29 protein-coding genes and 1 tRNA gene are annotated in these 24,298 nt (G+C 67.5%); 22 read left to right on the forward strand and 8 right to left on the reverse strand.

What is annotated here, in order from left to right; translation table 11 throughout:
* The first annotated feature begins 39 nt into the window (after nt 1-39).
* The 7 genes from Aple_RS04620 (at nt 40) to Aple_RS04650 (ending at nt 5,900) form a co-directional block, all read left to right on the forward strand.
* Nucleotides 40-372 (forward strand): SCO3933 family regulatory protein, encoded by a 333-nt coding sequence (locus tag Aple_RS04620; RefSeq protein ID WP_155343201.1) that lies wholly within the window; start codon nt 40-42, stop codon nt 370-372.
* A gap of 95 nt (nt 373-467) precedes the next feature.
* A complete protein-coding gene (locus Aple_RS04625) occupies nt 468-1,850 on the forward strand; it encodes an FtsK/SpoIIIE domain-containing protein (protein WP_155343202.1) in 1,383 nt (460 codons plus the stop codon).
* 88 nt (nt 1,851-1,938) lie between these two features.
* Nucleotides 1,939-2,544, forward strand: coding sequence for a DUF2637 domain-containing protein (locus Aple_RS04630; protein WP_155343203.1), 606 nt, complete (start codon nt 1,939-1,941; stop codon nt 2,542-2,544).
* Between the two features lie 14 nt (nt 2,545-2,558).
* Nucleotides 2,559-2,732 carry a hypothetical protein gene (locus Aple_RS04635; protein WP_155343204.1) on the forward strand — a complete coding sequence of 58 codons (174 nt, stop codon included), beginning with the start codon at nt 2,559-2,561 and terminating at the stop codon, nt 2,730-2,732.
* A gap of 311 nt (nt 2,733-3,043) precedes the next feature.
* Nucleotides 3,044-4,522, forward strand: coding sequence for a replication initiator (locus Aple_RS04640; RefSeq protein ID WP_246264141.1), 1,479 nt, complete (start codon nt 3,044-3,046; stop codon nt 4,520-4,522).
* On the forward strand, nt 4,519-4,740 hold the full coding sequence (locus Aple_RS04645; RefSeq protein WP_218038111.1) for an excisionase family DNA-binding protein: 222 nt from the start codon (nt 4,519-4,521) through the stop codon (nt 4,738-4,740). The genes Aple_RS04640 and Aple_RS04645 overlap by 4 nt, the downstream gene beginning before the upstream one ends.
* On the forward strand, nt 4,740-5,900 hold the full coding sequence (locus Aple_RS04650) for a tyrosine-type recombinase/integrase (RefSeq protein WP_155343205.1): 1,161 nt from the start codon (nt 4,740-4,742) through the stop codon (nt 5,898-5,900). Before Aple_RS04645 ends, Aple_RS04650 begins: the two co-directional genes overlap by 1 nt.
* 109 nt (nt 5,901-6,009) lie before the next feature.
* Here the strand turns inward: Aple_RS04650 and Aple_RS04655 are convergent.
* A tRNA-Gly gene (locus Aple_RS04655) sits at nt 6,010-6,080 on the reverse strand.
* A gap of 127 nt (nt 6,081-6,207) precedes the next feature.
* On the opposite strand from Aple_RS04655, the gene dcd reads away from it, so the two are divergent.
* The 3 genes from dcd (at nt 6,208) to Aple_RS04670 (ending at nt 8,586) form a co-directional block, all read left to right on the forward strand.
* On the forward strand, nt 6,208-6,783 hold the full coding sequence (gene dcd / locus Aple_RS04660) for a dCTP deaminase (protein ID WP_155343206.1): 576 nt from the start codon (nt 6,208-6,210) through the stop codon (nt 6,781-6,783).
* A gap of 186 nt (nt 6,784-6,969) precedes the next feature.
* Complete coding sequence (locus Aple_RS04665) at nt 6,970-7,587, forward strand: DUF47 domain-containing protein (RefSeq protein ID WP_155343207.1); 618 nt, start codon at nt 6,970-6,972, stop codon at nt 7,585-7,587.
* Nucleotides 7,588-8,586 (forward strand): inorganic phosphate transporter, encoded by a 999-nt coding sequence (locus Aple_RS04670; protein ID WP_155343208.1) that lies wholly within the window; start codon nt 7,588-7,590, stop codon nt 8,584-8,586. It begins immediately after the preceding gene.
* Nucleotides 8,587-8,589: 3 nt separating this feature from the next.
* Here the strand turns inward: Aple_RS04670 and mshD are convergent, their stop codons facing one another.
* Nucleotides 8,590-9,558, reverse strand: a complete 969-nt coding sequence (gene mshD / locus Aple_RS04675) for a mycothiol synthase (protein WP_155343209.1) — start codon at nt 9,556-9,558, stop codon at nt 8,590-8,592.
* Between the two features lie 110 nt (nt 9,559-9,668).
* On the opposite strand from mshD, the gene Aple_RS04680 reads away from it, so the two are divergent.
* Entirely contained in the window at nt 9,669-11,408 is a 1,740-nt protein-coding gene (locus Aple_RS04680; protein WP_155343210.1) for a bifunctional metallophosphatase/5'-nucleotidase, read from the forward strand.
* A 140-nt stretch (nt 11,409-11,548) separates the two neighbouring features.
* Here the strand turns inward: Aple_RS04680 and Aple_RS04685 are convergent, their stop codons facing one another.
* A complete protein-coding gene (locus Aple_RS04685) occupies nt 11,549-12,352 on the reverse strand; it encodes an inositol monophosphatase family protein (protein ID WP_155343211.1) in 804 nt (267 codons plus the stop codon).
* Between the two features lie 209 nt (nt 12,353-12,561).
* Nucleotides 12,562-13,275, reverse strand: coding sequence for a response regulator transcription factor (locus Aple_RS04690; RefSeq protein WP_155343212.1), 714 nt, complete (start codon nt 13,273-13,275; stop codon nt 12,562-12,564).
* A gap of 289 nt (nt 13,276-13,564) precedes the next feature.
* Here Aple_RS04690 and Aple_RS04695 point away from each other — a divergent pair, with 289 nt between their 5' ends.
* The 9 genes from Aple_RS04695 to Aple_RS04730 all read left to right on the forward strand — a co-directional run bounded on the left by Aple_RS04695 (nt 13,565) and on the right by Aple_RS04730 (nt 18,161).
* Nucleotides 13,565-13,813, forward strand: a complete 249-nt coding sequence (locus Aple_RS04695; protein WP_155343213.1) for a MoaD/ThiS family protein — start codon at nt 13,565-13,567, stop codon at nt 13,811-13,813.
* A 33-nt stretch (nt 13,814-13,846) separates the two neighbouring features.
* Nucleotides 13,847-14,530 carry an LmeA family phospholipid-binding protein gene (locus Aple_RS04700; protein ID WP_170321284.1) on the forward strand — a complete coding sequence of 228 codons (684 nt, stop codon included), beginning with the start codon at nt 13,847-13,849 and terminating at the stop codon, nt 14,528-14,530.
* Between the two features lie 31 nt (nt 14,531-14,561).
* On the forward strand, nt 14,562-15,068 hold the full coding sequence (locus Aple_RS04705) for a sigma-70 family RNA polymerase sigma factor (RefSeq protein WP_246264142.1): 507 nt from the start codon (nt 14,562-14,564) through the stop codon (nt 15,066-15,068).
* Entirely contained in the window at nt 15,065-15,922 is an 858-nt protein-coding gene (locus Aple_RS04710) for an anti-sigma factor family protein (RefSeq protein WP_155343216.1), read from the forward strand. Before Aple_RS04705 ends, Aple_RS04710 begins: the two co-directional genes overlap by 4 nt.
* Nucleotides 15,923-15,994: 72 nt before the next feature.
* Nucleotides 15,995-16,438: a TlpA family protein disulfide reductase gene (locus tag Aple_RS04715; protein ID WP_155343217.1), complete on the forward strand. Its 444-nt coding sequence runs from the start codon at nt 15,995-15,997 to the stop codon at nt 16,436-16,438.
* A 32-nt stretch (nt 16,439-16,470) separates the two neighbouring features.
* The gene (locus tag Aple_RS56185) at nt 16,471-16,548 is read left to right on the forward strand and encodes a putative leader peptide (protein WP_373869571.1); all 78 of its coding nucleotides are present in this window, start codon (nt 16,471-16,473) and stop codon (nt 16,546-16,548) included.
* Between the two features lie 70 nt (nt 16,549-16,618).
* The gene (locus Aple_RS04720) at nt 16,619-17,029 is read left to right on the forward strand and encodes a DUF4395 domain-containing protein (protein WP_155343218.1); all 411 of its coding nucleotides are present in this window, start codon (nt 16,619-16,621) and stop codon (nt 17,027-17,029) included.
* The gene (locus Aple_RS04725) at nt 17,026-17,865 is read left to right on the forward strand and encodes a sulfurtransferase (RefSeq protein WP_155343219.1); all 840 of its coding nucleotides are present in this window, start codon (nt 17,026-17,028) and stop codon (nt 17,863-17,865) included. The genes Aple_RS04720 and Aple_RS04725 overlap by 4 nt, the downstream gene beginning before the upstream one ends.
* Nucleotides 17,862-18,161: a DUF1416 domain-containing protein gene (locus tag Aple_RS04730; RefSeq protein WP_155343220.1), complete on the forward strand. Its 300-nt coding sequence runs from the start codon at nt 17,862-17,864 to the stop codon at nt 18,159-18,161. The genes Aple_RS04725 and Aple_RS04730 overlap by 4 nt, the downstream gene beginning before the upstream one ends.
* A gap of 30 nt (nt 18,162-18,191) precedes the next feature.
* On the opposite strand, the gene Aple_RS04735 is transcribed toward Aple_RS04730, so the two are convergent.
* The gene (locus Aple_RS04735; RefSeq protein ID WP_246264143.1) at nt 18,192-18,662 is read right to left on the reverse strand and encodes a MarR family winged helix-turn-helix transcriptional regulator; all 471 of its coding nucleotides are present in this window, start codon (nt 18,660-18,662) and stop codon (nt 18,192-18,194) included.
* 90 nt (nt 18,663-18,752) lie between these two features.
* Between Aple_RS04735 and Aple_RS04740 the strand changes: the two genes are divergently transcribed.
* Nucleotides 18,753-20,039 carry a hypothetical protein gene (locus tag Aple_RS04740; protein ID WP_155343221.1) on the forward strand — a complete coding sequence of 429 codons (1,287 nt, stop codon included), beginning with the start codon at nt 18,753-18,755 and terminating at the stop codon, nt 20,037-20,039.
* Here Aple_RS04740 and Aple_RS04745 read toward each other — a convergent pair.
* From Aple_RS04745 to Aple_RS04755, 3 genes are read right to left on the reverse strand one after another with little or no spacing between them, the layout of a single operon-like run.
* Nucleotides 19,981-20,838: a hypothetical protein gene (locus Aple_RS04745; protein WP_155343222.1), complete on the reverse strand. Its 858-nt coding sequence runs from the start codon at nt 20,836-20,838 to the stop codon at nt 19,981-19,983. The genes Aple_RS04740 and Aple_RS04745 overlap by 59 nt on opposite strands.
* Before the next feature lie 11 nt (nt 20,839-20,849).
* Entirely contained in the window at nt 20,850-21,491 is a 642-nt protein-coding gene (locus Aple_RS04750; protein ID WP_155343223.1) for a DUF4352 domain-containing protein, read from the reverse strand.
* Nucleotides 21,491-22,156, reverse strand: a complete 666-nt coding sequence (locus Aple_RS04755; RefSeq protein WP_155343224.1) for a hypothetical protein — start codon at nt 22,154-22,156, stop codon at nt 21,491-21,493. The genes Aple_RS04750 and Aple_RS04755 overlap by 1 nt, the downstream gene beginning before the upstream one ends.
* 146 nt (nt 22,157-22,302) lie before the next feature.
* On the opposite strand from Aple_RS04755, the gene Aple_RS04760 reads away from it, so the two are divergent.
* On the forward strand, nt 22,303-24,216 hold the full coding sequence (locus tag Aple_RS04760; RefSeq protein ID WP_155343225.1) for a hypothetical protein: 1,914 nt from the start codon (nt 22,303-22,305) through the stop codon (nt 24,214-24,216).
* Nucleotides 24,217-24,298 lie beyond the last annotated feature (82 nt).

Raw genomic sequence — 24,298 nt, forward strand, 5'->3', positions numbered from 1 at the left:
AGAGCATTGCTCACAACCACGACAAGAGGTGTCTTCAGCATGCGCAACATCCCCGTAGACCTGTCCGCCCTGGCCTTCATCGTCGCCGGTGAGCCCGAACCGAAGATCGTCGACCGCGCCACCGGCGAGGTCAAGAAAGACGCCGAAGGCCGAGACCTCTACACGATCCCGCTGCTTCCCAAGCCGAACGACGACCGCCGCAACCCGGTGATCGTCGTCACCTTCCCATCCGAGAACTTCCCGACCATCCCGGAAGGAGTTCAGGTCCGCCCTGTCGGGCTGGCGGCCTTCTACTGGCAGATGAACGGCCGCGCAGGACTCGGCTTTCGCGCCGAGGCGATCGTCCCGGCCCAGGCACGCGCCGCCGCCTGACCCACCCGAACCGCTGCGCCCCGGGAGCGGCCTCATCGCCTGCCAGCTCCGCCGCTTCCGGGGCCTTCCCTTCGCTCACGAAGAGAGACACCAGTATGACTCACCTGCTTCTCACGCTCGCCCCTTACCTGGGCATTCTCACCGCATTCACCGCTGCCCTGGCCGTATGGAACCGGCTTCACCCGGTCTCGTTCTGGCTTGCTGTCGGCTTCCCCTACAAGGCGCTGGCGGTCTACCTCACCTGGACCAACGTGTCAGCGGGCTGCGGCCTGGCCCGCAAGCGGCGCCGCTGGCGGCTCACCCTCGACGGAGTCCCCGTTCTCGGCCCGGCGCTGATCACCACGACGCATGTCATCCCGCCTACGCGCAAGCTGCGCCGCGTCACCGTGGACACCCCGCCCCGGCTCGGCCTGATCCGTCCGCTGGCGACGGGCTTTCGGGTGGCGGTCCGGCTCGACGACGGCCAGACCCCGGACCACTACGCCGCCAAGCTCGTCAACCTGTCCCACGCCTGGCGGGTCCACTCCGTCCGAGTCCTGGACTGGAAACCCGGCCGCCTCAGATTGCAGGCCACCGTCCGTGACCCGCTCACCCGCATCACCACGCCTGTCAAGGATGACGGGCTGCTGCGGGTCCAGGTGGGTCAGCTGGAGACGGCCGCGCCCTGGGTCATCGACTTCACCACCATCCCGCACTGGCTCATCACCGGCGCGACCCAGTCCGGCAAATCCACCCTCCTCAACGCGCTCATCACCGGCCTCGCGGCACAGCCGGTCGCGTTGATCGGGTTCGATCTCAAGGGCGGCGTTGAGCTGACCCCGTATGCGGCGCGGCTGACCGAGTTGGCCACCGAACGCGGTCACTGCGTGGCGGTGCTGAACAAGCTCATCGCCGAGATCAAACTCCGGATGGCGTTGTGCCGGGCCCACCACGTCCGCGACATCTGGAAGCTCCCGGACAACGCCCGCCCGATGCCGGTGGTGCTGCTGGTCGACGAGGTGGCCGAGCTGTTCCTGATGGCCGACAAGTCCGAGAAGGAGGAGATCTCCGCCACCGCCGTGCAGCTGATCCGGCTCGCGCAACTCGGCCGCGCGTTCGGGCTGTACCTGCTGGTGTGCGGGCAACGAGTCGGCTCCGACCTCGGCCCCGGCGTCACCGCCCTACGCGCCCAGCTCTCAGGCCGGATCTGCCACCGCGTCAACGACCCGGAAACCGCGAACATGACCCTCGGCGACATGGACCCCGCCGCCCTCCAAGCGGCCCGGCTGATCCCGGCCGACATGCCCGGCGTCGCCATCTTCGCCGCCTCCGACGGCCGCTGGTACCGGGCGCGCTCGGCGTACATCCCGGAAGCGCAGGCCGAGGCCGCCGCGACCGCGAATGCGCACCTGCGAGCCACCTGGGATCAGGTAACGACCGTCAGCGTCGAACCGGTCACCGACGCCGAGTTCGAGCAGTTCGAGCCCGACGTGTCCTGACCCCCCAAGTCCCGGGGCGGGCGTGAGCCCAAGATCACGTCACGCCCCTACCCCGTCATGTCCATCGACCCTCGAAAGGGGGAACCTGATGCGCCGTGAACGCCTCCGGCCGCTGGACTCCGGCCCGGTACTCGTCCTGGCCCTGATCGCCGCCGTCGGCTCCTTCACCCACATCAGCTCCCTGGCCGCCGACCACGGCCAAGACGGCTGGCAAGCCTGGGCCGTCGCGGTGTGCATCGACCTGATGTGCGTAATGGCCGCCCGCGAACTCCAACGCGACAAACGCACCGGCCGGGCCCGCCGCGGGCCGCTCTCCTGGCCCGCTCTGGTCCTGGCGGGCGGGATCGTCTTGACCCTGGCCGCCAACCTCGCCCAAGCCGAACCCTCCCCATGGGGCTGGATCACCGCCGCCACACCGGCCGTGGCCTTCCTCGTCGCCGTCTCGATGCTGGAACGCCGCGCCGGCCACACGCCCGTACCCACATCTGGGGAACCGGCCGCCGAACCGGCTCCGGCCAAACCCGCCGACCAGCCGACGTCCAGAAGCGATGACCCGCTCATCGCGTTCGCCCGGCACGTGGCCAACGAGCACGCGGCCACCCATGGCACGCCGATCACCCGCGAGGTCCTCAGCAAACGCCTACGCGTCGCGCCTGATCTCGCTGCCGATCTCCTCGCGCAACTCCACGTCTGATCAAGGAGAACGTCATGCCACGAACCAAGAAGGCTCCACCATCACGGCCGGTCTGCCCGACCTGCGCCGGTGATGGGCAGACCGAAGCCTTTCTGATCGTCGGTCGCGGCAAGAACGCCACCCACCTGGACACCTGGGCATTCTGCTTCGACTGCGACGGCACCGGCCACACGCCCGAGGGGAGGTGAACCCACCCGTGATCATCCGCTACCGGTGCTGTACCTGCGGCGGAACCGGCCTGGTCAACGACGAACAAGGCGAATCAGCCCGCTGCCCCGACTGCGACGGCACCGGCCACACCGCTTAACCCCATCAACTCAGCCCGTGCGAGGCGGTCTCACGCCTGCCAGCTCCCCGCCTCGCCCGAGCCGCATCCCATATCGCTCACCTGGAGAACAACCATGTCCACACCTGACTACGGCTATCCCTGCCCCGAATGCGACGGCTTCGCCGCCGTTGTTATCCGCGACACCCAACCCAGCGCGCTCGCTCTCGTCCAGTGCCCACTCTGCTGCGGCACGGGAACGGCGGGCCGATGACCAACACCGCTGAATTCCCGGTCCCGGTTGGGGACCTTCTCGGCCCGGTCATCCGCGACCTGGCCCGGCGCTCCGGCCGCGACCTGACCCGCTGGCTCGACCAAGTCCACCAGCTGGGCGGCTGCCGCGAACCGCTGCGGCTCACCGGTCACAGCACCACCATCGACGCCGCCACTGGTGAGGTCCTCGCCCGCTACAGCACCAGGGCCGAACCGCACGGGCAGTTGCTGATCCGGTGCGGCAACCGCCGCGCCTCCCGCTGCCCGGCCTGCGCCGAGATCTACCGGCGCGACACCTTCCACCTGATCCGCTCTGGCCTGCTCGGCGGAGACAAGGGCGTCCCCGACAGTGTGCGGACGCATCCGCGTGTGCTGGCCACCTTCACCGCGCCCTCCTTCGGGCCGGTCCACCGAGGCCCCGGCAAGGACGGCAAGACCATCGTCTGCCACCCCCGCCGAACCGGCCCATCCTGCTTCACCTGGCATAAGAACGGAGACCTCAACATCGGCCAGCCGCTGGACCCCGAGACATATGACTACACCGGGCATGTCCTGTGGAACGCCCATGCGGGCGACCTGTGGCGACGCTTCACCATCTACCTCCGGCGGCACATGGCCGCAGCCGCCGGACTCACCCGCAAGGAGTTCGGTAACCGCATCCGGCTGTCCTTCGCCAAGGTCGCCGAATACCAGGCGCGCGGAGTCGTCCACTTCCACGCCGTTATTCGCCTCGATGGCCGGACCAGCGGCGCACCACTCGCCGCCCCGCCTGCCTGGGCCACGGTCGAGTTGCTGAGCGATGCCATCAGGTCGGCGGTCGCCGCCGTGCGTATTGACGCGCCCGAGTACGGCTCACTCGCCTGGGGCCGGCAAGTCGACGTCGCCCCGATCAGCCCCGGCGTGCTCAACCACAAGACCATGCTCACCGAACGCGCCGTGGCCGGATATGTGGCCAAATACGCCACAAAGTCGGCTGAGACGTCGGGCACCCTCGACCGGGCCATCAAGACACACGAGATGCCCCGGCTCCACAAGATGGGCATCCCGGACCACACTGTCCGGCTGATACGTACGGCGTGGCAGCTCGGCAGCACCCGCAACCGGCCGGACCTGGCCCACCTCCGGCTCCGCGACTGGGCTCACATGCTCGGCTTCCGAGGCCACTTCTCGACCCGATCCCGCGCCTACTCCACGACCCTGGGCGCCCTCCGTCAAGCCCGCGTCGACTACCGCCAACGCCTTCAAATCGACCGGGGGCGGGCCTTCGACCCGGACACCACGCTCGTTCTCGCGCACTGGAAGTTCGCCGGTCAGGGCTACACCCCTGGCGAATCCGCGTTGGCTGCCCTGATCAACGGCGGCGCTGATGACCCTGTCCCACCAACGAGCATCGATGCGCTACCAGCTCTCGCCGATTCACGGACGGAGGCCGCCAAGTGAGCAAGAGGCCAATTCCTTCGGCCACTGATCGTCTGCTGACGGTCGCTCAAGCGGCCGAACGGCTGAACACCTCCGCGCGTTTCCCGCGCCGATTGATCGAAGAGCGCCGGATCACCTTCGTCCGTATCGGGCGCAACGTGCGCATACCTGGGTCAGCGTTGGAGGAGTTCATTCAAGCCGGGGTGGTCGCACCAATCCGCAAGGGAAGGATTGCCTGATGGGCGGCAACAACAAGGGATCTCGACGTCGATTCGGGGCCGTCCGCAAGCTACCCTCCGGCCGTTTCCAGGCGCGCTATCAGGGGCCTGACGGGCGCGAGTACAACGCTCCGCACACCTTCACGAGCAAGACCGACGCGGAGATCTGGCTGTCCAAGATGGAGACGGAAATCGTCGGACGGGACTGGGTGGACCCCGATGCAGGGGAGATCCCCTTTTGCGAGTACGCGGCCTCCTGGATGGAAGAGAGGACGCTACGCCCGAAAACGGCCCAGCTCTACGAAGGGCTCCTACGACTTCACATTAACCCCATTTTCGGAGAAAAGGAGCTGACGAAGATCACTTCGCGGAGTATCCGCATCTGGCACACCAAGCTTACGGAGGACGGTCCGGGAGCCTCGACGGTCGCCAAGTCCTATCGGCTCTTGCGTGGAATCTTGAACACGGCCGTTGACGACGAACTAATCAAGAAGAACCCGTGCAAGATCGCAAAGGCGGGTGTCGAACGTCCTGCGGAACGGCCGGTTCTCACGGTCAGTGAGGTCTTCACGCTCGCTGCGGCTGTACCCCCACGCTTTCGTGCGCTGGTGCTGCTGGCCACCTTCGCCAGCATGCGCTGGGGTGAGCTCGCGGCTCTTCGGCGCTGTCATCTCGACCTGGAGGCCCGGACGGTCCGGGTCGTGGCTTCGGTCTCCGAAATGAAGTCTGGGGAACTGGTCACGGGGCGTCCCAAGTCGGACGCTGGCCTTCGTACGGTCAACCTGCCAGAGGTCATCATCAGCGACCTGGAGTGGCACCTTCGGCGGTTCAGCGAAACCGAACCCGATGGGCTGGTGTTCGTGGGGGAGAAGGGCGCTCAGCTTCGCCGGAGTAACTTCTCCAAGGTCTGGGCTCGTGCGCTCAAGAAGGCGAACCTGCCGGACATCCATATTCATGATCTCCGGCACACGGGCAACTCGCTGGCCGCTCTTACCGGTGCCACGCTCAAGGAACTGATGGATCGGATGGGCCATGCGAGTACCAAGGCAGCGATCATCTACCTGCACGGATCCAAGGATCGTGACCGGAAGATCGCCGACGCTCTGGGGCAGATCGTCAAGGAGAGCATGAAGCCCGATGACGACGACGGCCAGGCGGGCGTGATGGCTCCAGCCGACTAGCCAAGATCAACTGTTCTGGCACGGATCTGGCACGACAGTCGAAAAGGCTTCAGAAAAAGATCAAGGCCCGGGTCCCGAAACCACCGGTGACCTGGGCCTTCATGATGAGAGCGGGTGACGGGAATCGAACCCGCGCTGTCAGCTTGGGAAGCTGATGTTCTGCCATTGAACTACACCCGCGTGGTGGTCCCTGGGGACGGCCGCGATCTAACTGTAGCGGATTCGGCGGGGGAGTGCTGCAGTCCAAGGGTGGGGATGAGGGGGCCGAACTTCCGCTTGCGGGAGCGGTGGCGGATAGAGTCGCACGGTGTTGCTTTCTGATCGTGATCTTCGTGGTGAGATTGAGTCGGGGCGGGTCAAGCTGGATCCGTACGACCCCGAGATGATCCAGCCGTCGAGTGTGGACGTCCGGCTTGATCGGTATTTCAGGGTGTTTGAGAACCATCGCTACCCGCACATCGACCCCGCGGTGGAGCAGCCGGATCTGACCCGGCAGGTGGAACCCGAAGGTGATGAGCCGTTCATCCTGCATCCGGGGGAGTTCGTCCTCGCGAGCACCTACGAGGTGATCAGTCTGCCGGACGACATCGCGAGCAGGCTGGAAGGTAAGAGCAGCCTCGGCAGGCTGGGGTTGCTGACTCATTCGACGGCGGGCTTCATCGACCCCGGCTTCGAAGGGCATGTCACCCTCGAGCTCTCCAACGTCGCAACCTTGCCGATCAAGCTCTGGCCGGGGATGAAGATCGGACAGTTGTGCATGTTCCGGTTGAGCTCCCCCGCTGACTTCCCGTACGGCAGCGCCAAGTACGGTTCGAGGTACCAAGGCCAGCGCGGCCCCACCCCCAGCCGCTCTTTTTTGGCCTTCCACCGAACCAAAATATGAACATCAGATGAACACTACGATGCCTGCTACCTCGTCCTATGCGCCTCACGTGTCAGCGCAAGGCCACCGGGCAACCCCAAAGGGAAGAGTTCGTGACATCTAGGCATGCGCACCCTTAAGTGCGCATTCCACCTGCTTACCCGTACTCTTCTCTGCGGACCGTCCCCGCACATCTGGAGATCCACCGTGCGCCTGCGTCTCACACCCCGTGAGGACAGCTACTACGACTTGTTCGCTGATTCGGCGAACAACCTCGTCACCGCATCCCGCCTGCTGGTCGAGATCATCAGCGACGGCTCGGACAGGGACGCCCTGGCTGAGAAGATGCGCGCCTGCGAGCACGCGGGCGACGAGCGCACTCACGCAATCATGAACCGGCTTAACGAGAGCTTCATCACGCCGTTCGATCGTGAGGACATCTACCGGCTCGCCTCGAATCTCGATGACGTGATGGACTTCATGGAGGCGGCGGCCGACCTGATCGTGCTGTATAAGATCGATCACCTCCCGAAGGAGGTCGTGCGACAGGTCGAGGTGCTGGAGCGGGCCGCCGAGCTGACCGCGGAGGCGATGCCGCGGCTGCGGTCGATGAGGAACCTGAACGAATACTGGATCGAGATCAACCGGCTGGAGAACCAGGCCGACCAGGTCTACCGGCGGTTGCTGGCCAAGCTCTTCGGCGGGGAGTACGACGCGCTCACCGTGCTGAAGATGAAAGAGGTCATCGATCAGCTGGAGTCGGCGGCGGACGCGTTCGAAAGTGTCGCGAACACGGTCGAGTCGATCGCGGTCAAGGAAAGCTAAGTGGAGCTCGCACTCGTCATCGGGGTCGTGGTCATCGCCCTGGTGTTCGATTATACGAACGGTTTCCATGACGCCGCGAACGCCATCGCGACGTCGGTTTCGACGCGGGCGCTGACGCCGCGGGTGGCGTTGCTGATGGCCGCGGTGATGAACTTCATCGGGGCGCATCTGGGTACGCAGGTGGCGTCGACCGTGGGCAAGGGGATCATCGATCCGCCCGAGGGCGCGCATGGGCTGGTGATCGTGGGCGCGGGGCTGGTCGGGGCGATCACCTGGAACCTCATCACCTGGTATTTCGGGTTACCGTCGTCGAGCAGTCACGCGCTGATAGGCGGCTTGGTCGGGTCGGCGCTGGCGGCCAGCGTCGGCGTGCACTGGGACGGAGTGCTGGACAAGGTCGTCATCCCGATGATCCTGTCGCCGCTGGTGGGGTTCACGCTGGCCGGGATTATCATGATCGCGATTTTGTGGATCTTCCGCAAGAGCAATCCGCACAAGACCGGCAAGGGCTTCCGATATGCGCAGACCGTGTCGGCCGCCGCCATGGCGCTCGGGCACGGGCTGCAGGACGCGCAGAAGACGATGGGCGTCATCTTCCTGGCGCTGGTCGTGGGCGGGTATGCCACCAATGGCGAGGAGATCCCGCAATGGGTGATCCTGTCCGCCGCGGGGGCGATCTCGCTCGGGACGTACGCCGGTGGGTGGCGCATCATGCGCACCTTGGGCCGCCGGATCATCGCGCTGGACCCGCCCCGGGGGTTCGCGGCCGAGTCGGCCGCCGCGACCGTGCTCTACACGGCGGCGATCGGGTTCGGCGCGCCGATCTCGACCACGCACACGATCACCAGCGCGATCATGGGGGTGGGCGCGACGAAGCGCCGGTCCGCGGTGCGGTGGGGGGTGGCGGGGAACATCGTGACCGCGTGGATTCTCACGATTCCAGCCTCGGGGCTCGTCGCGGCGGTGTGCTACTTCGCCCTGCATTGGGCGGTTGAGTAGCCGTCAGGCGCGCCAGGGTGCCGTGGAATAGTCCGCGTACATCACGTCGGTGTCCCAGCGGCTGAAGCCGAGTGATTCGTACAGGCGGATCGCGGCCTGGTTGTCCTCGTCAACATAAAGCATGACTTGGGAGAGGCCGTGGGCGCGGAGGTGGGTCAGGCCGGTGAGGGTGAGGGCCTTGCCGAGGCCGGTGCCCTGTTCCGCGGGGTCTACGCCGATCACGTAGACCTCGCCGATGGCGTCGTGCCCGTGGCCGTCGGCCCCGTGGATCTTCGTCCAGTGGAATCCGACTAGCCTCGAATCCCGAAATACTAGGAAAAATCCGGATGGGTCGAACCAGGGTTCCTTTTCTCGCTGGTCGAGGTCGCTGAGCGTCCAGGAACCCTGTTCGGGGTGGTGGGCGAAGGCGCGGGCGTTGAGGGCGATCCAGGCCGCCTCGTCGTCCCCAGGAACAAAAGCCCGCACTTGTACGCCTTCGGGGAACTCGGCCGAGGGCATCGGCGCGTACAATGACCGGCGCATCTGCCACAACGACCGTACCCGGGTGAATCCGGCGGAGGCCGCGAGCCGGGACGCGCCGGGGTGGTCGCCGTGCGCCCACAGGCGCAACCGTCCGCCGCCCGGAATGGCGGGAAGGGACCGTTCCGCCGCGAGCCGGATGCTCTCGGTCAGTACGGCGTCGAGCAGGCGATGTCCGAAGCCACGGCGCCGGTGGGACGGGGAGATCACCAGTTCGCCGCTGGGGCCTTCGACGGGGTCGGTCGGGTCGAGATGGGCGAATCCGGCCAGGGTGTCGTCCGCGTACAGAAGAAAGGATTTCGCCCCGGTGTCGCCGCCGTAGCGGAGGTGGAGCATCACGTGCTCGTTCAACGGGCGAACCCCGTCGGTTTCGGTGGCCGCCTCGACCAGAGCCAGCACTGAAGTTACCTCGTCGTCGCTCAACCGTTCCCTGATCACCACATGCGCGTTCATGAACGGCACTCTATGCGGCTGAAGTTGGCAAATCCCGCCAGGTGTGCCCTTGGGGAATCGTTACCTTTGGGACATTGGATGGCCAGATGGGTTCTCTACGCTCAGTAAGCATGACCCCTGCTTCTCTCAAACGACTCGCTGTGGCCGGCATCGCCGCGGCGGGCGCGTTAACGCTCGTGCTCAGCCCTGCGGGCGCCAGCGCCTCGAACCAGAGCAAGGCCAAGGACAAGGATGAGCTCATCCCGATCCGGATCCTTTCGATCAACGACCTGCACGGCAACCTGGAGCCCCCGACCGGCTCGAGCGGCCGCATCGCCGACGAGACCGGGACCGTCGTCGACGGCGTGGGCGGCGCCGCCTACCTTGCCACCTACGTCAAGCAGTTCAGGAACAGAGACACCGTGCTGGTCGCGGCGGGCGACTTGATCGGAGCCACCCCGCTCATCTCCGCCGCCTACCACGACGAGCCGACCATCCAGTTCATGGACAGCCTGGAACTCGCCACCTCCAGCGCCGGTAACCACGAGTTCGACGAGGGGTTTGACGAGCTCGAGCGCATCATGAAGGGCAAGTGCCACCCGGTCGACGGCTGTTCTCCCGCCGGTCGGTGGAAGGGCTCCGACTTCGAGTTCATCGCCGCCAACGTCATCGAGAAGAAGAAGAACAAGCCCGCGCTGGCGCCGTACTACGTCGAGCGGATCAACGGCGAGAAGGTCGGCTTCATCGGCCTGGTCACCCAGACCACCCCGTCGATCGTGACCGCCTCCGGCATCGCGGGCCTCGAGTTCACCGAGGAGGTGGCCGCCGCGAACGCGACCTCGGAGCTGCTCACCCAGAAGGGCATCAAGGCCCAGGTGATCCTGGTGCACGAGGGTGACCAGGTCACCCCGAACCAGAGCCCGGACGCCTGCCCGATCGTCCCCGGCCTCGGCTCGCGCATCGCGAGCGGCGTCGACTCCGAGATCGACCTGATCATCAGTGGCCACTCGCACCAGGCCTACATCTGCAAGGCCACCGCCCCCGACGGCCAGCAGCGCTACTACACGCAGGGTTCCTCGTTCGGCCGGGTGCTGACCCAGATCGACTTCCAGATCGACAAGAACACCGGCGACATCGTGCGCTCCTCGGTGACCGCGGACAACCACGTGGTGCGCCGCACGGTCACCCCCGACCCGGCGACCGTCGACTTCGTCAACCTCTGGAAGTCGCGCACTGCCACGGTGGCCAACAAGCCGATCGGCAACATCACCGGTGATCTGCCCAACGTGGCCTCTCCGTCCGGTGAGGTCCCGCTCGGCAACCTGATCGCGGACGCCCAGCTTGAGTCCACCAAGACCGGCGGCAACGCGCAGATCGCGCTGATGAACCCGGGTGGTATCCGGGCCGGTCTCACCTTCGCCGGTTCCGCGGCCGGGGAGGGCGACGGCGTGGTGACCTACGGCGAGGCGTTCACGGTGCAGCCGTTCAACAACCTCATGCAGGTGGTCACGCTGACCGGCGCCCAGCTGAAGACGCTGCTGGAGCAGCAGTGGGTGGGCGGCCCGAACAACCAGGCGTTCACCAAGATCCTGCAGCCGTCGTCGAACTTCACCTACACCTACAGCGCCAGTGGCGCGTGGGGTTCGCGGGTCTCCAACATCAAGATCGACGGTGTCCCGGTGACCGATACCCAGAGCATCCGGGTGGCGGCCAACAACTTCCTGGTCGGCGGCGGTGACGCCTTCCTCGCCTTCCGCGACGGCACCGACCTGTGGAGCGGCCCGCTCGACATCGACGCGTTCGCCGCCTACCTGGGCGCCCACTCGCCGGTGACGCCTCCGGTGGCCAACCACATCACCGTAATCCCGTAAAACCCCAACCCGTTTCCGGTACGGCCAAAGGCGCCCGCACCGGAAACGGGTCCTTTCCCAGCCCTTTTGTTTCCCCTCGGGCTCCGCCCGACCCCGCCGTCGCCGTGATCACCCGATAGTTCTCCCTAGGAACGCGCGGGCTACCGATCGGGTGGGAACTGGTTGCCGACGAGCTTCAGCAATGCCGCGTGCGTCTCCTGGTCGGCTGCCGCGATGAGGCCGCCCGCGCCGGTGTGCAGGGGCTGGCCGTGGATGCCGGTCACGACGCATCCGGCGGCCTGGCACAGCGCGATCCCGCTGGCGAAGTGCACACTGTCCCGCAGATGCCCGTCGGTGACGTACGCGGCTCGCCGGCCGGCGGCCACCCAGGCCACCGCCAGGGTGCTAGAGATGACGCGCGGGTCAAAACGCTCAATGAACCCTGGGTCGGCAAGCAGGCGGACCGCCCGGAAGCTCATCTCGTTCGGGAACGGTGGGTCGAGGTTGACATCCACCAGCCGCGAGTCGGGCGACGGCGTGAGTTTCTCATCCACGCCGTCGCGGCGCACGTACGCGTGATTTCCGTCTGTCCAGAACAACTCTCCGGCGAACGGGTCGGCTGAGGCCGCCACCCTGACATCCGAGCCCACGCGCAGCGCGACGTTCACCGCGACCAGCATGCTCCGAGCAGCGTAGTTCAGCGTGCCGCACAGAGGGTCGACCAGCCACATGCGCTCCGCGCTGCCCGAGCCGGTAAGTCCGCTCTCCTCACCCGTCACGGCATCCTCTGGCCGGGCGGCGCGGATGGCGTCAAGGATGGTGTTCTCCGCTTCAATGTCAGCGGCCGTGGCGAAGTCATTCGCGGATTTTTGAAAGCGCGCCAGCGGTGCGCCATACCTGGCGTACACGACAGCAGCTCCTGCTTCCGCTGCTGTACGGGCCAATTCCGCGTCTGTGATCAGCATGTACGCCGCCTAGAGGTAGTCCACCAGCAACCCACGCGGCGGCTTCGGTAGCGGTCAGTTCGGTAACGTCACGCAGGATCGCCATCCGTCAACTGTAGGGAAACGCGATCTGGCGGCGACGAAGAAGTCCCTGGAAACCAAGGAGATTCCAGGGACTTCTTCTGTGGTCGTATGTCCGCCAACCCGGAGGATCGGCTGCTATGTCACTACTAGCGGCGGGCTACTTCGGGGATTTCGGTGTGTTCGCCGCCTCGGTCCGGTACGAAGCGGTATCCCACGTTTCGTACGGTCCCGATCAGCGCCTCGTACTCCGCGCCCAGCTTCGCGCGAAGTCTGCGCACGTGTACGTCCACCGTACGAGTGCCGCCGAAGTAGTCATACCCCCACACCTCCTGCAGCAACTGCGCCCGGGTGAACACCCGGCCGGGGTGCTGGGCGAGGTACTTGAGCAGCTCGAACTCCTTGAACGTGAGGTCCAGGGCGCGGCCGCGCAGGCGAGCGGTGTAGGTGGCCTCGTCGATAGCCAGGTCGCCGCTGCGGATCTCGTCGGGGACCTCCTCGGCGGCGGCCAGGGAGAGACGGCCGATGGCCATCCGCAGGCGGGCCTCGACCTCGGCGGGGCCGGCGCTGTCGAGGATGACGTCGTCGGCGCCCCATTCGGCGGTCATCGCCGCCAGGCCGCCCTCGGTCACGATGACCATGAGGGGGCAGTCGACCCCGGTCGTCCTGAGCAGGCGGCACAGGCTCTTGGCCTGGACGAGTTCGCGGCGGGCGTCCACCAGGATCGCGTCGGCGGGCGGCGCGTCGATGAGAGCCGAGCCCTCGGCGGGGGCGACCCGGACCGAGTGGAGCAGCAATCCGAGCGCGGGAAGCACTTCAGCCGAAGGTTCCAGGGCGTTGGTCAACAGAAGCAGGTTACTCAAGGGGCCTCCTCAGCACACGGCAGAGCGCGCCAGCTGAGCACCGCGCTGTGCTTGATCACAGGCTCGCCTCCTCCATCCGCGTCGTTCACGGAGACCGCCGGTTGGCGAATCGCCGTACAAAACACGTAGGGACCTGGGGGGCTACATCGCCCAGGTCCCGTTGTCCGTAGATTAGCCCACAGCATGTTTGCGTCCAATGTGAGTCCACCGTGTGAACAACGCTTCACGTGGAGAATCACCGTAATCCTTTGCTCACATCGGGTGACGGATTCTGTGACGGGAGTGGCGTATGGCAACGGGAACCGTGCGTTTCTGGGCCGCGGCGAAGGAAGCGGCCGGGGTGGCCGAGGCAAGTTTTGACGCGGAAACTTTGGGGGAACTTGTAACCAAAATCACACAAAATCCGGATCTGGCTAAGGTCGTGGGGCGGTGTTCGTTCCTGGTTGATGGCAATCCGGCCGGGACGCGGGATCCGTACACAGTGGACCTGCCCGAAGGGGCTGTCGTGGAGGTTCTGCCCCCCTTTGCCGGGGGCTAGTCTGGATCACAACACGTCCCCCGGAGGATCACGGTGCGGAAGATATTGGTGTCGGTCCTCCTGCTGGCCATCGTGCTGGTCGTTCTCGACCGGGTCGCGGTCGTCGGGGTGCAACGCGAGGTGGCCCGCCAGATCGAGGCGGCCTACGACCTGTCCGCCACCCCCACGGTCACCGTCAACGGCATCCCCTTCCTCACCCAGGCCATCGCCGGCCGCTACGAGGAGGTCACCATCGAGATGGGCGACATCACCCAGGAGGGCGTCTCCCTGTCCAGCGTCAACGCCACGCTGTACGGCGTGCAGGCCCCCCTCATGGACCTCATCCAGAACGCCGAATCCGTAGACCTGCGCGCGGAGCGCGTCACCGGCTCGGTCGTCGTCTCGTACAAAACCCTGGACGCCCGCGCCCCCCGCGGCATCAAGGTCAAGGGCGGGAACAACAACACGGTCCAGATCTCCGGCAACCTCACCGTGCTCGGCCAGACCGTCCCCGTCACCGCCGACATGAAGGTCGAGCTCGTCAAGGACTCGATCCGCGTCACCCCGGAGAGCGTCAAGATCGCGGGTGGTGTGCCCGTGCCCAACGCGGAACGCCTGGTCTCCTTCAACATCCCGGTCAAGGACCTCCCGCTCAACCTCAAGCTCACCAAGGTCAGCCCCACCGCGGCCGGCCTGCTGCTCCAGGGCACGGCCAGCGATGTTCCCCTCCGGAGTTGAACCAGGCGACCGGCCGGTACGTCTTCAAGATGTGAGTCCAGCCGGCACCGCAGACGAGGAGCTCGTCCGGGCTCTGTTCGACGACCACGCCGGGCCACTTTACGGCTACGTGGTGCGACTGACGGGCGACCCAGGCAGGGCGGAGGACATCGTGCAGGAGACGATCCTCCGGGCCTGGCGGAATCCGGTGGCCGACCGCCCGGTCCGCGCGTGGCTGTTCACGGTCGCCCGCAACCTGGTGGTGGACCAGCACCGGGCCCGCAAGTCGCGCCCCCCGGAGACCGGCGACGACGCCCTGGCCGTGTTACCCGCCGACGATGAACTGGACAGGGCCGTCGAATCATGGGCGATTGCTGAGGCGCTCGCGTCGCTCCGTACCGAACATCGAGAGGTGTTACTGGCCGTGTACTACGGAGGCCAGTCCGTGAAGGAAGCGTCGGAGTCCCTGGGTATCCCGGCTGGAACGGTCAAATCACGCACGTACTACGCGCTGCGCGCGCTCAAGCTGGCCCTGGAAGAACGGGGGCTGGCGCCATGACCTGTGAGGAAGTCCGCTTGTCCCTCGGTGTGTACGTGCTCGGCGCGCTCGACCGTGAGGAGGCGGCGGCCGTTGAGGCGCACCTGGACGTGTGCCCGGAGTGCGCCCAGGAGATGGCCGAGCTGTCCGGCCTGCCCACCATGCTCGGCCGGGTCAGCGCGGGCGACATCACGCTGGCCGCGCGCCCGCCCCGGGCGGTCCTCGACCGGCTGCTCGCCGCCTCGGCGAAACGGCAGAAGCGGTCCCGGCTCCTGCTCTCGCTGGCCGCCTCGATCGTGGTGGTCGCGGTCGGCGGTGCGGTGCTGTCGGCGACGCTGAGCTCGAACTCGAACTCGGAGACGAGCGCGGCGGGAGCGGCGCCGGAGGCCGTCAGTTCGGCGGCCGCGGATCAGCGCGGGCCCGTCGCCAGAAAGGACGTGCCGGACGTCGCGTCGTTCGCGCCAGAAGTGCCCGCCTCGATCCCGCCTGAGGTGATGACTTCATCCGCGCCGGAGATCCTCAGCGAGCCGCAGGACGACCCGATCCGGTTTGAGGGCCAGGCGGGCAAGGTCAGGCTGACACTTGGCCTCATCGCCGAGGCGGGTGGCACCCGGGTGGACATCGAGCTGTCCGGCGTGCCGATCGGCACGGCCTGCCGCCTGGTCGCCGTCGATCGACGGGGGACCGTCTCGCCGGTCTCCAGCTGGACGGTGAAGAAGGCCGACTACAAGGGCGGGAAGGCGCATCTGCCACCCGGCTCCTCGGAGTACCAGATCGACCAGATCGACCGGTTCGAGCTGCTCACCCGGAGCGGGGAGCAAATCGTCACCGTGCCCATCCCGCAGGAGAGCATGCCGCAGACTCCCGCGTCGTGAGAGCCGTGTCTCACCTCGTGGTTAGGGAACCCCCGGGGAATTCCTCCCGGGGGTTCCTGGTTGCCGCTTGGGATGAACGGTTTGGTGCTGCTGGGCGTGACGCTGGTCGCCGGGACGCTGCTGGGCTTGGTCCTGCGGCGCCGCGACGGCCGGTGGCGTGCGGCGAGAACGAAAGAGGCCCGCGTGGACTTCGGTGAGCCGCTGGGGGAGCGGGCGACGCTGGTGCAGTTCTCGACCGCGTTCTGCGCGCCGTGCCGGGCCACCCGGCGGGTGCTCGGCGAGGTCGCCGGGATGGTCCCGGGCGTGCGGCACATCGAGATCGACGCCGAATCCCGGCTGGACCTGGTGCGCACCTTCGACGTGCTCCGCACTCCCACCACCCTCATCCTCGACAGCTCCGGAAATATCGTGAAAAAAGCGTCCGGGCTGCCCAGGAAAGCCGACGTCATCGCCGCCCTGGGCGTCGCCGTCCTTCCCAATGTGGACACAACGTCTCAACACCCGGACGGGAAGTGACAGATGGCGAGACGAAAGGTACTGTCGTGCACATGACTCCCACGACAGAGCTGCTCACGAAGCGGCGCGCGGTGGACTTCTGCCGCGTCGCCACCGCACTCTGTCGCTAGGCCTGAGGGTGATTCCCGCGGCGTCCGACACCACGCCGCAGTCGCGAAACCCCGTCAGGAGCATCCGACGATGCAGGTTGATCCCCGAGGCCCTCGCTTCGGCGCGGCCGTCACTACTCTGGTTCTCGCTCTCGTCCTGATCACGGGCAGCCCCTGGTTGCTCGCCGCTCAGGGAGTGGTCTTCGCCCTGGGTGCCTTTGGAGCCGGGCCATACGTGCTGTTCTTCAAGCACGTCATCCGGCCCAGGCTGGGGCCGCCGGGCGAGCTGGAGGACGCGGCGCCGCCCCGATTCGCGCAGGGCGTGGGCATGGCCTTCGCGTTGTTGGGCCTGATCGGTTTCGCGACCGGAGTCACTCCTCTGGCCCTGGGTGCGACAGCAGCGGCACTGCTGGCCGCCTTCCTGAACGCCGCCTTCGGCTTCTGCCTGGGCTGCGAAGTTTTCCTGATCATCCGCCGTCTACAACCTGGGAGAATTCAATGAGCCGCTCCGCCGCCCTGGTGGACGCCGACTGGGTGGAAGCCAACCTGGACACCCCGAACATCGTCCTGGTCGAGGTCGATGAGGACGCCAGCGCCTACGACAAGGGCCACATCCGTGGCGCGGTCAAGGTCGACTGGAAGCAGGACCTCCAGGACCCCGTCCGCCGTGACTTCGTCGACAAGGCGGGCTTCGAGGCCCTCCTCTCGGCCCGCGGCATCGGCAACGACGACACCGTGGTCCTCTACGGTGGCAACAACAACTGGTTCGCGGCCTACGCGTACTGGTACTTCAAGCTCTACGGCCACCAGGACGTCAAGCTCCTGGACGGCGGCCGCAAGAAGTGGGAGCTGGACTCCCGCGAGCTGGTCAAGGACGTGCCCGAGCGCGCGGCGACCAGCTACACCGCCACCGAGCAGGACCTGAGCATCCGCGCCTTCCGCGACGAGGCCGTGGCCGCCATCGGCAAGCTGAACCTGGTCGACGTGCGCTCGCCCGACGAGTTCACCGGCCGGCTGCTGGCTCCCGCGCACCTCCCGCAGGAGCAGGCGCAGCGCGCCGGGCACATCCCGACCGCCCGCAACATCCCGTGGTCCAAGGCCGCGAACGACGACGGCACCTTCCGCTCCGACGACGAGCTCAAGGCGCTGTACGGCGAGGCCGGCGTCGACTTCGGCAAGGACACCATCGCCTACTGCCGCATCGGCGAGCGCTCCGCGCACACCTGGTTCGTGCTGCACGAGCTGCTCGACCAGGCCAACGTGAAGAACTACGACGGTTCGTGGACCGAGTACGGGTCGCTGGTGGGCGTCCCCGTGGAACTGGGAGAAGCCCGATGACCGTTCAGGGTTGCGCCGCGCCCGAGCAGACCGCAGCTCTGCCGGCCGGCATCGATCTGGCCACGCAGACCGTGATCCAGGGCGTCGTCTCCGGCGCCGGCACCGCGTACGCGCGGCTGCTCGACCACTCCGGTGAGTTCACCGGCGAAGTCGTCGTCTCCGACGAGGGCGTCTTCCGCTTCTTCGCGGCCCCGGGCAACTGGACCGTCCGCATCATCGCGGGCGGCGGGGTCACCAAGGACATCGCGGTGGAGGCCAAGCTCGGCGAGGTCGCCCAGCTGGCCGTCGCCGTCTGATCCGCACGCCTAAGAGCCCGGCTTCCTGTCTCAGGGGGCCGGGCTTTTCGCGAGCTCGTCCAGGACGTCGATCAGCGCGTTCTCCGGCCCGGCCACGTGGAACACCTGCCGGTCGACACCGTCCACGATCTCGGCCGCGCGTTCGGCCAGCCGCCGCCCCTCGTCGGTGATGGCCAGCACCCGCCGCCGCTCCTCGGTGGGGTCGATCTCCCTGCTCAGCAGCCCCTTGACCTCCAGGACGCGGATCACCTGGCTGGTCATCATGTCGTCCACCGTGGCGTGCTCGGCCAGCTCGCGCGGGGTCGGCCGGCGCCCCTGATGGTCGAACCACCACAGGTCCACCAGCAGCGCGAACTGCAGGTGCGAGAGCCCCACCACCTGCAGGGCCGCGTTGATCTCCCGCTGCCACCGCTGCGTGGCCCGCCACAGCAGAAAGCCGGGACTACGCCCCGCGTCCGTGCCCACTCCGGCCCCCGATCCGTACGCCCTGCCGCGCATCATCGCATCAGCGACAGGCGAGACGAGAGCACCCCGATGGCCGGTTGTCGAAATTTGACCAACCCGGTAGGGCTCTTCGCTACCATAACGCGGATGTCCGAAACGTCCGTGATTGAGAGGGCGCCGTCAGCGTTCACGCTGCCGGTGCACACGTTCCGGCTGCTGGTGCGCTGCCTGCCCGGGCTGGTGTTGTGGTTCGCGCTCGGCCGTCTGGTGCGCTGGGGCCTGCTGTTCGCGGCGGCCAACCTCTCCTACGGTTCCTGGTACCAGGCCCGCCTGGTCGGCGTGCTCTTCCTGTTCACGCTGGTGGTCATGGTGTCGCTGGCCACCGTGGTCGGCATGCTCTACACGCTGCGCGAGGCGCTGCTGGAGACCTGGGCCCGCCGGGCCGCCGAGGAGGGCAAGGAGTCGATCTTCGGCGCGCTCAACCGGACCGCGCTGGTCTTCGCCGGCCTCTACATGACCTGGGGTTTCGTCGACCAGGACCTGCGCGACTTCGAGAACGTCGACCGCGGGCTGATGCCGGACCGCGAGTTCGCGGACCGGTTGGCCGGGCGGGAGAGCACGCTCGGGGAAGGCCTGACCGCGCTGGACGTGCGCGTCTCGCTGGCCGCCATGGTGGTCGCGTACCTGGTCAAGTGGTACTTCGGGCGGCGGCACGAGGCGAACGAGGGGCGCTTCTCCGGGATCTTCGCCACCTTCGGCGAGCTGGCCTTCGTCTTCTACGGCCTGAACGCCACCGTCGCCGTGGTCAAGCTGCGGGCCGACTGGATCGGCAGCCGCGCCGCCGTCACCACCTGGAACGGCTGGACGGAGGAAGCCGGGAAGATCGTCCCCGGCTGGGAGACCTTCTGGTCGGACATCTGGCCGCTCATCCTGAGCGGGCTCGCGTACCCGCTGGCCTGGCTCACCGTCGGCATCCTGGTGTACGGCGCGTACGCGGCGGACACCCAGACCACGATCAGGGGCACCCGGCTGGAGTCGGCGGCGGCCCGGGTGGAACGCACCCACAGCCTGACCAGGGCGGCCCTGGGCAAGTTGACCGGCGGTCTCACCTCCCGCTGGATCCCGCTGCTGAACTCGCTCCGGATGACCATCCGCGGCGGCGCGCCGCTGTTCGGCCTGTTCGCCCTCCTGTACGGGGGACTGCACATCGGGGGTGACTTCCTGGCCAGGGCGGGCGCCTACCTGACGGCGGGCGGCCCCTACCTCTGGATGGTCACCGACGTCCCGGTCTCCTTCGTGGTGGACTTGCTGGTGACCCTGGTCTCGATGGCACTGATCGCCGCCACTTTCGACCTGGCCGCCACCCGGGATCGCCTCAACGGAGGAAGCGCAGCACGTCCTGATCCGGCTCGTCCCGCTGCTCCGACTCCTTGAGCATGTCCTCCACCGACTGCCCGGGAACGCTCCGGTAGTTGCTCGGCCGCAGGTGCACCTCAACGGTGTCGGCCACGTCCGGCGGGACCACCGCGAGCAGTTCCATCCTGTACTGCTGTCCGATCCGGTTTTCGGTCGTGTCGGGCGGAGTCTCGTCGCTCAGGGACTCGGTGTGCCAGGAACGCCCGGCGCCGTCGCGCAGCTCCACCTTGGGGGTGCCGTGCCGGATCGCACCCTCGGCGTCCTGAGCGGTCCTGGTGATGACCAGCCGGACCCACTGCCTGTCCGGTAACTCGGGTTTGCCGGACGGATCGGGGATACGTTCCACGCTCGCCTGCCAGGCGACGTGGCGGAACTCGCCGGTGGCTCCGGGCTGCACGACATGGACGATGTCTGCTTCGCCGGGCCCATTGACGTATGCCCGGTATCCGACGTAGGTGGGAATGCCGACGGCGAGCAGCACCGCGAGGAGCGCGCCCGCACTGCGCAAGGCCACGCTCCTGCCCCGGCGCGGGGGCGCTGCGGGCTCGGGCGCGGGGGTCGGCGGGGTTTGCGGCGGCAGCGGACGCCGCTCGGCCGCGATGATCGGGAACGGCTGGGTCGAGTATCCTTCGTCGTCCTCCGGGGGCGGCGGGGGTGGCGGCCAGACCTGCCGGTCCTGCGGAGGGATCCGCCGCCCGCGTAACGGCGGCGCCAGCGACGGCAGCGCCCCCGCGTAGGTGATGTCCAGGTCCGACGGCTGGGTCGGTGGTGGCACGAACCAGCCCCGCGTGTCGTCGCCGGAGTCCCGTCCGTCCATCACCCCTCCGCTCACGAACCCGCGCCGACCAATGAATGAAACTCCTGCACCCCGGCGGCCGCGTCTCCGAGATCGATCTCCGCCTCTGGCGCGAACGAGTCCTCCACGAATGCGCTGCTCGGCGCCGTGATCACCAGCTTCGCCCCCGGCAGCGCCTCCTTCGGCACCTCGAAGACCAGTGGCCCGCTGATCCACCAGCCCGCCTGGAGCCATCTCCCGACCAGGGTCAAGCTCGGGTCCACCTTGTCGGTGGCCAGGTAGCGCCTGCCGTCACCGGAGTGCAGCCAGACGTCGAACGAGCCCAGCTTCAGGGGTTCCTTGTCCACGGTGCCCGACACGTCCAGGACCAGGAACACGTGGCTGGTCTGCACCTTGGCCGTCTTGCCGGTCGAGTCGCTGGTGTCCACCGACTTGGCGGCGGTCACCTTGTCCACCCGGGCGTTGAAACGGTCGGCGGAGACGATCTGGCCGACGCTCCCGTGGCGGGTCAGGAACGATCCCTTCTGCTCGAACGGCATGGCCAGGCTCTGCGCGTACACGGCCGCCGCGGCTAGGGCGACCCCGAGGACGAACCTGCCTGTCCTGGTCAGGAAGGGGGCCTTCGCGGGAGCGGATTCGACGGCCGCGGCGGGCCGGACCTCGGTGGTCACCATCAGCCCTCCTCCGGGCGGACCGGCAGGGTCACCTGGGCGATCACGGCCGGCTCGACCGGGTCGCCCTCCTGACCGGCGCCCTGCGGCAACTCGCGCTTGGGCTTGATCTGCCAGAGCTCGCGCTGGTCGCGGCGGCTGACCGTGTCCAGCACGAAGCCGCCCACGTCGATGGTGATCTGCGCGGGCGGCGCGGCGCCCGGCTTGAGGTCGTAGCGGACCACCACGGTGTGGGTGATGCCGGGATGTAGCTGGCCGCTCTGCACGCCGTACCCGAGGACGTAGGCCTGAGGCGAGTTGTCGGCCTCGATCGGCGGGGTGACCCGGAGCAGGGTGGTGGCGAAGCCGCCGTGCCTGTTGACCTTGGGGCCGGGCTCGGGGACGAGGCCGACGCTCTTGGTCTGCTCGCCCATGTTGCGTACCTTGAGGATGAGTTCCAGGGACCGGGCCCCGTTTTCGGTCTTATCGACGGCCTTGAGAAACTGGGTCCGGAACAGCTCCTGATCGACCACCGCGCCCTGCGCGACCGCCGGTGGTCGCTCCTTGGGCACCTCGGCTAAACCGCCGAAGCCCGCCGTCGCCCCCAGGCCGGACACCGAGATCAAGGCCGCGACCGGGACCAGGACCGGGCGTCGGCGTCGGGTGCCGCCACGAGGGGATGACGTCATGAGAATGGATGGTAGTACGCCCACATCAGAACCATCCGCCGCATTCGTCCCTATCTTTGGCTGGAAAGCCGTCCGAATAGCGAGAACCCTGCCCTGATAGGCGATCCAGCTCCTACGCTGTGACGCAGGGCGGACATGGAGGGCTCGTGGGCGACGCGCACCCGGAGCATGCCCAGCTTCAGGCGGATCGCATCTACCTGGGCTGGCAGTACGCTCTGCTGCACCCAGATCCCGGGCCGCCGCCCAAACGGCCCGCCAGGGATGACCTGGAACTCCCGGAGATCGATCCGGAATGGGTGCGCAAGGAGAAACTCCAGGAGGATCTGCTCAACCGCCCGGTCAAGCTCTTCCGCACCTTCATGACCAGCCTCGCCGTGGTCTTCGTCCTGCTCGGCCTGGTCAGCCTGCTCGACTGGTCGTTCGTCGCGATGGGCCTGGTCGCCGCCGGGGGCGTCGCCGGGATCTGCTCGTACGCGATCCGCCAGGGCAACCGCGCGGTCCAGATCCGGGTCCAGGAACGCCAGGCCCGCACCGACAAGGAACGGGCCCGCAAGGACCGGGAGAACCTCGCCGCCCAGCAGGAACACGCCGAGAAGTACCGCGAGTGGACCGAACGCAAGACCCTGTTCGACAAGCAGCTCAGCTGGTACGCGGTGGCCGTGCCCGACGAGATCGACCGGGTCGACGTGGCCGGCGGAACGCTCCCGGGCTGGTCCGCGCTGATCACCCTGATCGGCGCCACCCGCCTCTACAGCGGCGGCCACCTGACCGTGCTGGACCTGTCCGAGGGCGCGATCGCCAAGGACCTCATCGAGCTGGCCAAGCGCGGCGGCGACGACCCGCTCGTCTGGGTGCTCCCCTCCGACCTGCCCAAGCTGGACCTCGGCGCCACGCTCAAGCCGGAGGCGTTCGCGGATGTGCTCGCGCACGTGGTCAGCGTCAGCGAGGAGACCAGCCGCGACATCGGCTTCGACAACGCCATCCTGGAACGTGTCCTGGAAGTCCTCGGCGATACCGCCACGATCAGCCAGGTGACGGCCGCGCTGCGGGCGCTGGCCCAGGTCGGGGATCCGCGCGACGACCTCAAGTTCGGGCTGCTCACCGCCACCCAGCTGGAACGTATCGGCACTCTGTTCGGCCGGGGCGTGGCCGACCGGGTGGTGATCGAGCGCGCCTGGGCGCTGGAGTCCCAGTTACGCAAGCTGGAGACGCTCGGCACCGAGGCGGTCCGGCTGCCGCCCGCCCGGCTCCGGGTGGTCAGCATGGACCGGCAGGCGGGCGTGTTCGGCAACCGGGTGCTCGGCACGTACGTGGCGACCGCGCTCACCCACATCCTGCGGCAGTCCCCGGCCTCGGAGCGGCCCTGGTATCACACGATCATCGTGGCCGGGGCGGACAAGCTCCGCGGCGACGTGCTCGACCGGCTGATGGACGCCTGCGAGACCTCGCAGACCGGGCTCGTGCTGACCTATCGCAGCCTCACGGCGACGGTCAGGGAGCGGCTCGGGCGGGGGCACGCGGCGGTGGCGTTCATGCGGTTGGGCAACGCCGAGGACGCCCGGGTGGCGAGTGAGCATGTGGGGACCGAGCATCGGCTGGAGCTGGCCCAGCTCACCGAGTCGGTGAGTTCGGCGGTGAACGGGGGTAGCGGGGTCTACACCTCGACCGTGGGCGCTAGTCGTACCGAATCGGAACCGAAGGACCGGGGGGACCTGCGGGCCGGGATCACCGAATCCACTGAATGGGGGCGTAATGCGGGAACGGTCACGGAAGGGGTCATGCATCGTTCCAGGGAGTTCCTGGTCGAACCCCATCAATTGCAGCAGCTGCCGACGACGTCGGTGATCGTCACGCACGCGACCGCCGACGGACGGGAGGTCCGGCTCGCCGACGCGAACCCGGCGATCCTCACTTTTCCCAAGACCACATTGCAGGAGGTTCGGGCGATCCGGCCGTCCACCACCACGCTGCCGCCTGTGGAGGCACTGGACGAGGACGCACCCCCGCCCAATCTTGGGCCACCGCCTCCCCGGCTGGATTGGCGTAAGCCGGGGCGCTGAATCGTCTATAGCCACGGTAACGGGTTCGCCAACATGGACGTGGGACCATGATCAGCAAAGGACCTTGAGAGCCTGTGAGAGA

The sequence above is a fragment of the Acrocarpospora pleiomorpha genome (genome assembly GCF_009687885.1).
GTDB classification, from domain to species: Bacteria; Actinomycetota; Actinomycetes; order Streptosporangiales; family Streptosporangiaceae; genus Acrocarpospora; species Acrocarpospora pleiomorpha.